The following is a 7,692-nucleotide window of genomic DNA, read 5'->3' as shown; positions in this document are numbered from 1 at the left end:
GAAAATAGGCATGACCCAGCGCCCCGCTCGGTAAACCCTGCCGATGGATGGTCTGGCCCAGATCCGCCAGCGACAGCGGGGGCAGAGCGCCATCCGTGGCAAGAAGCGCGCCATCTTGCCAACGTGTCTGCGTGGCATCGATGTCGGGTCGCTGCCAGAGCTTGCGCGCCGCAGCCATCACGCTGCCCTCGAACAGCGCGCGGGCGGTTTGCTGGACAACATGGACCTGATGCAGTCCGGTCAGGCAAGCCGAGGATGAGCCGACCGATTTCTGCGTCCAGTCGGGGTTGGCCCATCGCGCGCCGGTTGTATCCTTGGTCGTCAGGCCTGTCTGCCCCCAGAGCGTGTAACAGGCCATATCCACCCGCGCCGCATTGGCGCCTAGGATCGGGCCAATCACCACGCCGAGCGTCGTGGCCGAACCGTTGCCCATGTCCACGGCATCGGATTCCACACGAATCTTTCCATTCGCATCGAGATGCACCGCCGCGACCATGCCGTCGCCTGACGTGCCATAGGCTTGCAACGAGAGCGCGAGCCCCGTGCCATAGGTCTCCCCCCGCGAGGCGAAATCGGCCTTGATCGTCGCTCTGTCGCGCCAGAGCGGATGTGCTTCGGCAATGTCTAGGATCTCGGGCAAACGCAGTTCCTGCGCGATAGGCCCGCCGGCAACGGTGGTGCCGTCATCGGCAACCAGATTGGCGCGGCGCAGAGCAAGGGGATCCCACCCCTTTTGCGCGGCCAAATCATCGAGCGCCGTTTCAATTGCGAAATAAGCCTCCGGCCCACCAAAACCCCGTTGCGATCCACCGCTCACATTCTGGGTGTGAGTGGCATTCGCGAATATATCGGCCATCGGAAGCTGATAGGCCCCACCGGCACAGAGGGCGGCAAGGCTCGCCACATAGGGGTTGAGGTTCTTGCGGCCGCCGCCATCGAAGCGCAGCGCCATCTGGGCCGCTAGCATCTTCATGCCGGCCCCGACCGAAAGCTGCCCTTCGATCCGCACGGCTTGCCGCTTCAGTCCGGTGCGGAACTGTTCAAAGCGATCGAACTCCAGCCGCACCGGGTTGCCATCGGCAAAGGGCGCGGCCAGCGCGAGCATTAACGAGAATGGCGAACTGTCGCGCCCGCCGAAACCACCTCCCGGATAGCAACTGATCAGATGGATGTCCGTCACCTTCACCGGCGCGTCGGTTGCGCCATATATTCCTGCGATATCGGCGATGTCGCCATCGGGCGATTGGGTGCCCAACACGAGATGCAGCGCCCTTGCTCCCGCCTCATACCAGGCAATGCCGGTTTCAGGCTCCATGAACATCGGGTCCATGGCCTGCTTGTCAAAGGCCACAGGTTGAGACAAATGGCTTGGGTCGGCAGCCAGCGCCGCGGCGATCCGCTCGCGATAGCCAGGGACCTGCGCCATGTAAGTGGCCGGATCTGCGGTCGCATAGCTGAAATTCTCGTTGTCGAGCGTATACTTCACGTAGGTGGTTTCGGGCGGGAAAACACTTCCCATGCCCTTCGAATGACCGGCATCGATGGCATAGATCTGGAACTCTGCGTCGCGGAACTGCAGCGCGTTGCGCGCCGCGCGGAAACCGGCGGCGCTATCGAACAGCAGCAGCGCCACTGCCTGGCCCAGGAAGTCCGGCACATTGCCCGGCTTCACGATCAGATCGAACTCGATATCGGCCGGGCGGTCGAAGCTGCTGCTGTCTCCGCTTGCCACAAGTCCATGCAAGTGCTCATCCACATGAAGGTCGCGCCGCCCCCGCACCCGTGGCGCGATGAAGCGACCTGATAGGCTATCGCCCAGGATCAGCCGCTTCGGCTGTGCGGTGTCTGGAAGGCCCGTGAGATTGACCCCAAGAAAAGCGTGGTCCGTCGTCAGGGCATAGAGGTACAGCGCATACCACTGCCGCGCGGGCCAGCCCGGCATGTCGCGGGCGTTGAAATCGCGGGCGAAGACCTTTTGCCCGGTCACCTTGGCCCGGCCGTCTATGCGTTCGGCAGCGATGCCGGGTATGGGCGAAGCGTTGGTGCCGATCTGTGCCAGCACGTTGGCGGGCGTGGCGGCGTGGGCCAGGCGCGGCAGGCCCGTTATGCTAAGCGCAATCATGCCGGCGGCAGTCTGGAAAAAACTGCGGCGGGTCAGTGCAGAGCTTGGCGCGGTGGGTTCGGTCATGAAAGCCTCTGCGAAGGATCGGGCCGGATGCCGGGCGCTGCCCGGCCTCCAACTACAAACACAGGATTATCACCATTTGCCTAAGGGCAGCAGAGGAACCGTCCGCTCTCGCGGCAAGGATCCAAATGCCGCGCAGGTCACGGACCTATGTCCGGGCACATGGTCGAGACTGTCCCAGCGGTCATCACCTTGTAGACATTGCCCAGCTTGTCGAGCCGAGGCTGCCCCGTGTGCAAGTCGGGATCCGCTACCCGCGCCGCTGGATGGTTGTAAAGCCGATGTCCGCTTTCCATCAGTATCTCGCCGCGAATGCTGACGGTCGGCTTGTGCCCGACTGGAATGCCCGACCAGTCATTGCCGAAGAACAGCGTGTAGTCGAACATGGTGGACCATTGCGCCGGTACGTTCCGGTCGGTCCAGCCGATCTTGAAATTGTTTGTCTTCGTGTCCGATCCGTCCATATGCAGGGTTTCGCCATCCAGCGGCGTGCCTGAATTGACAGTATATGAACTGCCTTTCGGGATGTTCTGGAAATGCACGACGAGATCCATCAGTTGCGCTTCATCGCCTTGCGTGTAGGCCGCACGACTAACCAGCTGCGGCACCGCACCCCGGATCATCTGCATGTTACGCTGAGCGATATTTGGATTGTTCGCCAGCGTCTCGGCCAGGGAAGTCACCTTGTTCACGCCCGCCAGCGGATTGCCAAAACCGGGTGTCGCACTGCTGTTAATTACGAGACTCCCGACTCATCGATTTCAATTAGTTAGCTTTGTACTTAATTTGAGAATGTGTACTTAATTTGAGAGTCCAGCAGGGCTTTCTGCAGGTAATTTGAGAATAAATTCGGACAACGTCGATTGTTGTTTCGATGCTTCAGGGTACGGGGACCCAATGGACCCCCGATCAGTCTGCTCAGAAAAATTGAGCTACTTCAACGCGATCGCCTTCCTGTGGAGTGCTAAATCAAGCTGCGGCAACGTTTCCGTTTTTGCAGCAATATTGAGATTCATACGGACAAGGGTCTCACAATTAAGCGCAATAACCTGCACAAACCGCCGCATTCTCACGTTTAAGTGCAGTCCGACAACTGGGATCGGTCGAGGAGAAACGGGGGTCGTTTGCTGGGAGCGGAAAGCCGTTTTCTACCCCTGTACGCGATCTGCAAAAATGGCGAAATCATTGATGTTTCAGTGGGATCGAGCGTGATCCAGCGTGATCGAAACGGGGGTAGTGGGGTGGTTGTGCATCGACCAGGATGCCGGATTCTTCAGCGGCCGCGATGAAGGGATCCCTCGCAACGGAAGGTTGCGCATTGCCTTTGAGGACTTCCAGAACTGCCTCAAGTGCCTTTTGGTGGTTGGCTCCACGGTGGCCAGGCCATTCGCGGAGCAGCACTTTCCCGGCATCGGCTGCCGAGCGCACATAGCGGTAGCGGCCGATGCGAGGTTCAATGACGACCATCGCGTGAAACGAGCGATCTTTCATGATGCCAGCATACAACGAAACCCCGATTGCAGAGTCAATCGGGCCCGGTGGGGATCGCAGCTTGTGACCCCAATTGTTCACAGACAGTGAGACAACGACCGCTTACAGGGAAGGTGCCGCAACCTGGTCCTCGCCCTTGTCGAAGAGTGCTCGGCGTCGATCTACGAGGGATGGGCTTCCTTAATGGACCGCAGTGTCCCGAGGGAACTGGGCTTGCCGAACATTCCGCCTGTTGAGTGTTGCTCCGGTTGCAGCGTTTGAGGGCGTAAATGAGTCTACCTCGCCGCCGACCGCCTCCTGTGGTGTTCAGCGACTTAGCCGTTTTCACACTTTGGGCTGATCGGGCAAAAATTGCCTCTCCGGCCGAGCACGTCTTCCCGCATGGTAGACGGACGGTTGAAAACAAATCGCGGATTGCATTTGATTCGGCGGCGATGATCAGGGGCACTGTTTTCAGCCCGAAACAAATCGTCACTATCGCCGTCACGTGGCTTGCCCTAGTTGCGCACCAGGCGCGGTGGCGAACCGTCCGAGCAACGCTCGGACGGGAGGGTTCAGGCAACGGCTGCCGCGTCCGCCTGATCGTAACGAGCTTTGCGAGCCGCCAAACCAGCACGCGCTATCCGCAGCGCCGGATTCGAACTTGCTGGTGTCGGTTTGAAGAGGCGAGGGGAGGCGAGGGTCCCTTCGGCGTCCAAATGATTTGCTTTGAACACCGACGGACTCATCGACAACAAGGGTATCGATAACATTTCAGGTTCATTCGTGTCCGTTAGCCCAGGTCACGTGTTCACGTGGCGACTGGTGTGCCAAGCAAAGTGAAGCCTTCGTATCTCGCCGATCTAAATGGATGACTCCTCCCGTTCAACGTATTCGGGATCGAGGCCGAAGGCGTCGAGCGCATCGGCAATGGCGTCCTGCACGTCTTCCCAATCGACTTGGGTATCCGTGCAGATGGGCGCGGATAAGTTTCCGGCAGGTGCGCGCGGCCTTCATCGGATCGGGCTCGGCGTGGAGCGGATCGGCGTCGAGTGGATCGGCGTCGAGTGGATCGAACATCGAGCGCGGCCAGTCGGCCAGACTGTAGCCGTCGAGCCATGACAGGCCGCGCGATACGTAGAGCGGCTGCAGGAGCGCCCCTGCCGCTCCGTCGATCCATGCGCGATTTAGCTGCTGCTTCCAATCATCCCCGTGCTTCAACGCGAAGGCGGTCAGTGCGGCGTGCTGGTCGGTCGTCAGGCGCTTGGGTTCCATTAGTTTCGGTCCTCCTTGGCGGAAAGGGCCGCGCCGCTCAAGCGGCGCGGTGTTCCTCGATCTGCTCGGCTTCCTCGCCACCTTCAGCCGCGTTCGGCTGAAGACTGTGCAGGAAGGCAACGGCGCGCTCGGCATGAGATGCCGCCTGAAAAATGGCGCGCTTATCGCCGTTTAAGACGGTCAACCAATTTGCAATATAGGCGGCATGATCGTCGCGCGGCTCGATGGCAAGGCCAAGATCGGCGGCCAAAAAAACGCTCCCGAGCTCCGCACAAAGCTCTTCCCTCGAATATCCTTCATCGCCCCAAACCTTGCGGCCAAAATCGCGGTTGAGCCGCGACGGGTGCCGCGTCCAGTGGAGGCATTCATGCCCGAGAGTGGTCGCGTGCGCCTCGGCGGACACGAAAGCGTCGAAGGCGGGTATACCGATGAAATCGGCATCGATCCGATAGAAGGCCGAATTTCCACCTTCGCGGATGTCCGCGCCAAGGTTTGCAAAGAAGGCATCGACATGGGGAATGCGTTCCTTTCGTTCCGAACCTTCCGGTGCGCTCGCCTTGACGTAAAAATGCTCCGGCAAGCCGTCGATCTGATCGGCGCAAAAGACGCTGTATCCCTTCATGAAGGGAATGCGCTTTTCGATCTCCTCGCCGTCCTCGTTAGTCTCGGTGCGCTCGATAGCGTTCGCATAGACGACAAGAGCGGATTTCTCGCCCTTGCGGACCTGTCCGCCAAGCTCCTGCGCTTGCTTATAGGTCATCCAGTAGGGCGACAGGTAGCCGCGCTCGCTCGCCCCCATCCACAACAGAACGGTATTGATCCCGCGATAGGGCACACCGTTATACCGCAGCGGCCGCACTGGCGTTCCGCAAGCGCCCCAAGGCTGCATCCACGGACGGGTTCCTTGCTCAAGCTGTTCAACAATGCGCTGTGTGATGCGCTCGTAAACGTCTGCGCGCGGCGTTTCGGTCGTGACGGTTCTGGCGTTCTTTCCCATAGTGCTGCTCTCCTGTTTCCCGCGGAACGCGGTCTTCCTGTCCCCGAGAGGGGCAGGAGCCCCGCTCCTGCTCCCGAGCAGTCGGCGATCCGACCGGAGAGAGGGGGGCAACAGGCAAAACCGGAGGGGGATCACCCGCCCGAAGGGACAGGTGCGCGAAGATCCGCGCACGCGGATCTTCGCGCACTTGGTCCTGCACAAGGGAGGGCTCGCCGGCGTCGCCGGCGGGCTCGAGCGCGGAAGGACGGGGAGACCGGTTTTGCCTGTTGCGGGGGAGAGACCGGCGGCCAATCTCTCCCCCTCGATGGGAAAAAGGTGCGAGCCGTTTTGCGGCTCGCTTCATCGGCGGCCGAAGGCCGCGTGAAAGAGCCAAGGCCGCCTGAGCGGCCTTGGCGATGGACCCGTTAGCGGTCCTGGCCCCGATTCCATTCGGTCTTGACCGTCAGGTCTGCCTCGAAGACGACGGCAGTTTCACCGCAATCTTTAGGGCGACGCTACCGCGCCGGAAGAAGTGACTGACGATCTTCCCAAGGAAAGTGCGGAGGTTGCGGCCGGTGGCTTGGAAGTAGCTGATAACTGGATTCATGATGGTCGCTCCTGTGACCTGCGTTATTGCGGAGTTACGCGGCAGACCGGACAGGGGCTTGCACCCGCAGGGGCGTAGCGTGAGCGGAGCACCTTGACGGCCAAGAATTTTGATTTGCGAGGAAGCGCCGCAGGTGTGGGGAAAATTCTTGGCGGTCAAGGTTCCTGGCCCCTAGGAGGGCTGTAGTCTACGCCGCAATGAATAACGCTGATCTCAGGAGAGGCATGGACCTCTAACTACTTCCAGCCACCGGCTGCAACCGGTCTTCGGCGGCAGGATCGGGACATCTTACGGTCTATCGCCGGCATTTTCGGTGAAACTGCCGTTCGTCTTCGAGGCTGTGAAGGGGTGGATCGGGACCGGCGGTACGGCTCGCGCCGCTGCCAACAGGCTTTGCGGCCCTTCCGCCCATCTTTCGCGTCAGTCCGATCGTTACCCGGATGGGCCGAAACAGGCGGGGTTGAGCGCCTTGCCAGAGCAGGCAATTCGCTGGCTCGCTTGCGAGACGGTGAATGTCCTTGTGTCGGCCGGCGATCGACCTGGCTGGTTCAGTGAGCTGGTCCGACCGAGACCGGCGAGTAGAGCGGCTGCCAAAGGCAGACGCCCATATTTTCAAGGCTTGTCGCAAGGCTTGTTCAGATACAATCAGGAGTATATGACGAAAGATGTTATATCGTTACGGCGATCGATCCTTGTTGTTCATCGCTCTGACAACAACACAGGAAATACTCCGCTTTTCGGATTGCCTGATGAGCGGAATCTGGGACCGAACGGCCATGCGCCAACGCCTGCACCGACGAATTTCCCCGCGCCTTTGGCGCTTCCTCGCGAGCCAAATTCGCCGTCTCCGGCGTCCTTCACGATGTTTCGGCCCTGTCGGGTGACGCAAAGCCCTTTGTTCGTTCCGATGTTTCCGCATCGCCAACCCAAAAGAGGAGTAAATCCGATGGCAGACCTCGTGAACTTCATCAAGATCGACGGCGACAAGGTAACGGGCAACATCGCCTCGCTGTCCTACGATCTCGATGTGACCGGCGAAGCGATTGCAAGCAACAACCCGAAAGCCCCGGTCTTCCGGCTCTTTGGCAAGACGCCGCGCGGCCGCCGCATCGAAATCGGCGGCATCTGGAAGAAGAAGAACCAGAACGGCGGCGCCTATTACACTCTCTCGGTCAACAC

General features: G+C 60.3%; 6 protein-coding genes. 1 reads left to right on the top strand and 5 read right to left on the bottom strand.

What is annotated here, in order from left to right; all coding sequences use genetic code 11:
* From EOA79_RS26785 to EOA79_RS26765, 5 genes are all read right to left on the bottom strand, one after another.
* Positions 1-2,188 (bottom strand): molybdopterin cofactor-binding domain-containing protein (locus EOA79_RS26785; RefSeq protein ID WP_128293451.1); only part of this gene is annotated, 2,188 nt, incomplete at its 3' end.
* 137 nt (positions 2,189-2,325) lie between these two features.
* Entirely contained in the window at positions 2,326-2,877 is a 552-nt protein-coding gene (locus EOA79_RS26780) for a hypothetical protein (protein WP_128161271.1), read from the bottom strand.
* A 490-nt stretch (positions 2,878-3,367) separates the two neighbouring features.
* Complete coding sequence (locus EOA79_RS26775) at positions 3,368-3,691, bottom strand: DUF982 domain-containing protein (RefSeq protein ID WP_128161273.1); 324 nt, start codon at positions 3,689-3,691, stop codon at positions 3,368-3,370.
* A gap of 849 nt (positions 3,692-4,540) precedes the next feature.
* Positions 4,541-4,930: a hypothetical protein gene (locus EOA79_RS26770; RefSeq protein ID WP_128161275.1), complete on the bottom strand. Its 390-nt coding sequence runs from the start codon at positions 4,928-4,930 to the stop codon at positions 4,541-4,543.
* Between the two features lie 37 nt (positions 4,931-4,967).
* Positions 4,968-5,927, bottom strand: coding sequence for a zincin-like metallopeptidase domain-containing protein (locus EOA79_RS26765; RefSeq protein ID WP_128161277.1), 960 nt, complete (start codon positions 5,925-5,927; stop codon positions 4,968-4,970).
* A 1,532-nt stretch (positions 5,928-7,459) separates the two neighbouring features.
* Here EOA79_RS26765 and EOA79_RS26755 point away from each other — a divergent pair.
* A partial coding sequence (locus tag EOA79_RS26755) for a DUF736 family protein (protein WP_128293447.1) occupies positions 7,460-7,692 on the top strand: 233 nt, incomplete at its 3' end.

This window comes from Mesorhizobium sp. M1A.F.Ca.IN.020.03.2.1 (assembly GCF_004023205.1).
Lineage (GTDB): Bacteria > Pseudomonadota > Alphaproteobacteria > Rhizobiales > Rhizobiaceae > Mesorhizobium.
The sequence above is the reverse complement of the archived record's forward strand: the minus strand, read 5'-3'. Positions and strand labels throughout refer to the sequence as shown.

What these genes read in the sequence shown, in the direction of transcription:
- EOA79_RS26770 (WP_128161275.1), bottom strand. Translation starts at nt 4,930, where the DNA reads ATGGAACCCAAGCGCCTGACGACCGACCAGCACGCCGCACTGACCGCC.
- EOA79_RS26765 (WP_128161277.1), bottom strand. Translation starts at nt 5,927, where the DNA reads ATGGGAAAGAACGCCAGAACCGTCACGACCGAAACGCCGCGCGCAGAC.